Genomic DNA, 2,710 nt, shown 5'->3' with positions numbered 1-2,710 from the left:
CTGCGAACGTCCTGCGGAGCAACCCGGCCCAGTCCAGCCTCGGAGCGCGCTGACGCCTCCCGCAGCTGCCCACAGTTGCCGCCCCAGCAGAGGGTGCCTCCTCCTCGCCCGAGGCCGCCGCTGCGGGGAGCCGGCCATGTCCCTCAGGGTGACGATGCCAGCGGTGCGCATCTCCCGGATGCGAGCCTTGTCCGCGTCGCTGATGTCTCCATCCCCGAGGAGCTTGTCGAGGACGGCCGAGGGAAGCGCGCAGCCCTGGACCGTGAGGCTCGCCTCGCGCGTGTTCCACTGGATGGGAGCGGTCTGCCAGTCCTCGAGAGGACCACCGAGGCCTCTTCAGCCGAGAACGCCTCCGACCAGGTGCCGCTGTTGGTTCAGCGCATCGAGGCCATGGCGTCGGACGTGCGCGAAATCAAGGCCGACTTGCGCAAGGTGGGCGAGCACGACCGGGCGCTGGACACGGTGAAGTTGCGGCTGGGGGACATGGAGGAGTGGAGGGTAGAGGCCCGCCCCAAGCTCCACCAAATTGCCAGCGACACGCGCACCCCTCATGAGCGAGCACAACGTGGCGCGGCGGCTCCAGCAGGCGGCCAGCATGGTGGTGCCGCCGGATTCGCCGCGTTCGCGGTGATGTACGGCTGCTACGTGTACGCCACTACCGGCGACGGAACGCACGACAGATGCTCGCGCTTCCGTCGCCAGACGAAGACACCGTGGACAAGGAGTACTTCCCTGAATCCTCGGCGTCGCCTAACGCTGACGGATTTTGGGCGCGTCAATCAGCTTGCCCCGCAGCACTCCCAAACACTGCAGGAGCAGAAGACCTTCTGCATGACTGGGTCCCACCAGCAGTCGTATGCCCATGTGCAACACATCCCCTCTGTACAGCAGTCCGTACAACGCCCCTGCTGCTGAGGACCAGGCCTCACCCAGGACTCAAGCGAAGCCGCGCTCGGAGTTAGCCTCACGGACAAGACGCTCTTCCCAAGCTCTTGGGCATCAATGCCCCGCTGCTGTGCAGCCTCCTGCAGCCAGCGGTCCATTGCAGCTTGCTGATCACCCGCGACGAGCGAAATACGACTGAAGTCGATCTGGCCGCGCGAGGGATCAAACGTAATCACGTCTTCCTGCGCCTGTCCGTCCAGGCGGAGATGCACGCCCTCAGCAAGTGCCTTCACGGTATCCGCAGTGATGTGAAGGCCGCTACCTTCACGGTCCTGTACAGAGGCTTCGGAAGGCTCCTGCAGATCCGCGCTCCCCTGACAGGCGAATGTCGTCGCTGCGAGTAAAGCAGCAGTAGCCACGGCCTTGAAACCAAGTACTCTCATCGTTCTCTCCGTTTCGCGATTCCCTGTGACGACGACGCAACTCAGCACTGGGCGTAGGGGAATATTATTTGCAAGGACTTCGTTATAGCGACACAAATGCACGGCCACATGCGCTGATGGCGAGGTGAGGCTTTATCGACCCTGCGTGTATGGCAATTGCGCATTCGCAACTGGTGCCCCCCACCCCTTCTCCCGAGGGGCGTTCCCTCAACCTCGGAGTTTCGTGCTGCCGCGCGCTCTTCGTCTCGCGCAGCGTTATCCAATGTGCTCAGGGGACAACTCCCTCACACACCTGCACGTTGATGTCTCGAAAGTAGGTGCTCATCCTACCCATCCTCTCGATGGGCACGTCGTAATAATTGCCGCGGCAACGGCAACTCCAGCTGCCGACAATGGTGACCATCGCCGGTTCTGCATAGAAGGTCCGATCGTACGCCGTGCCACTGCATGACTCGACAGCGTCCTCCCGTGTTCCCAAGGCGTCTTCTTCGTCCATGGTCGACTCGAAACCGCCGCAGCTAGTCAGCAGCCCAACCGCCATCAGTTTTGCAACGATTGCCGTTCTCATGTGCGACTCCATGATGAGTCTTGCGTCGTGATGATAGGCTGCGATGTGCTCCCACTTGCAACGTGAGGCATTGACGACCCCGTGCCTGACTCGCGTCCGTACTGCGCACCGACTTCTGCCGCCACTTCTCCAGGGCGCGCAGTCCTCGCGCTGTTCCCGCAGAACCCCATGGGCAACGCCCTGCGGCAGCAGCCCGTTATCGGTCGCGTGGTCCCCATCCAGCACGGTGCGACGCCGGCCATGGCCTTCCATCAGAACCATCCGCGTCAACGGCGACCTCGACCTGAAAGGTGATTCCGCCTGGGAGCAAGATTGAGTTCAACACGGTGGCGCGCCAAGCGCCGGACGACAAGCCTATGCCCGGCCACTGGAAATGGCCACCCTTCGTCCCGCCGAAGCTGGCCACTCCCACGTACACGCCGCCGCCGGAGCTGGTGGCGGATGCGGAGCATGCGCTGACTTGGACGACGCCCGATGAGCTGGCCCTGGCCGAGCGCGCGTACACCGCCTGCTGCGGCGTGACGGGGACCCGCTCAACGGTGACGGAGGCGCAGCTCCCGGTCTTCGGTGTCGCCCCGTCCTCGTCCTCGCGGTGGACGATCGGCTGGTAGGGCAATCGGCCCGCTTCAGCGCATCGAAGCGGGCCGTCCTTTCAAGGGGCAATCACTCAGGGTGTTCGATGTCACCGAGCGGACAGAGCATAGGCGGCATGGGAGCCCTGTTGCGTGCGAGGGCCGGGGTAGGTGGAGGGCCAGGAGGGCATTGCGACATGGCCTGGACGGAGAAGGAGGCCCCCCAAGGAGGCCTGCACGTC

At 63.9% G+C, this 2,710-nt stretch carries 4 protein-coding genes; 3 read left to right on the top strand and 1 reads right to left on the bottom strand.

The window, feature by feature from the left end; translation table 11 throughout:
• The first annotated feature begins 369 nt into the window (after positions 1 to 369).
• Both G4D86_RS51535 and G4D86_RS51530 read left to right on the top strand, forming a co-directional pair.
• Complete coding sequence (locus G4D86_RS51535) at positions 370 to 915, top strand: hypothetical protein (protein WP_164003072.1); 546 nt, start codon at positions 370 to 372, stop codon at positions 913 to 915.
• Positions 916 to 992: 77 nt separating this feature from the next.
• On the top strand, positions 993 to 1,289 hold the full coding sequence (locus G4D86_RS51530) for a hypothetical protein (protein ID WP_164003071.1): 297 nt from the start codon (positions 993 to 995) through the stop codon (positions 1,287 to 1,289).
• Between the two features lie 307 nt (positions 1,290 to 1,596).
• On the opposite strand, the gene G4D86_RS51525 is transcribed toward G4D86_RS51530, so the two are convergent.
• Positions 1,597 to 1,896, bottom strand: coding sequence for a hypothetical protein (locus G4D86_RS51525; protein ID WP_164003070.1), 300 nt, complete (start codon positions 1,894 to 1,896; stop codon positions 1,597 to 1,599).
• A gap of 290 nt (positions 1,897 to 2,186) precedes the next feature.
• On the opposite strand from G4D86_RS51525, the gene G4D86_RS51520 reads away from it, so the two are divergent.
• Positions 2,187 to 2,507: a hypothetical protein gene (locus G4D86_RS51520; RefSeq protein WP_164003069.1), complete on the top strand. Its 321-nt coding sequence runs from the start codon at positions 2,187 to 2,189 to the stop codon at positions 2,505 to 2,507.
• Positions 2,508 to 2,710: the final 203 nt, after the last annotated feature.

The sequence above is a fragment of the Pyxidicoccus caerfyrddinensis genome, assembly GCF_010894405.1.
Classification (GTDB): domain Bacteria; phylum Myxococcota; class Myxococcia; order Myxococcales; family Myxococcaceae; genus Myxococcus; species Myxococcus caerfyrddinensis.
Note: the sequence above shows the minus strand (reverse complement) of the source record. Positions and strands in the feature narration are given on the sequence as shown.

What these genes read in the sequence shown, in the direction of transcription:
- G4D86_RS51525 (WP_164003070.1), bottom strand. Translation starts at nt 1,896, where the DNA reads ATGAGAACGGCAATCGTTGCAAAACTGATGGCGGTTGGGCTGCTGACT.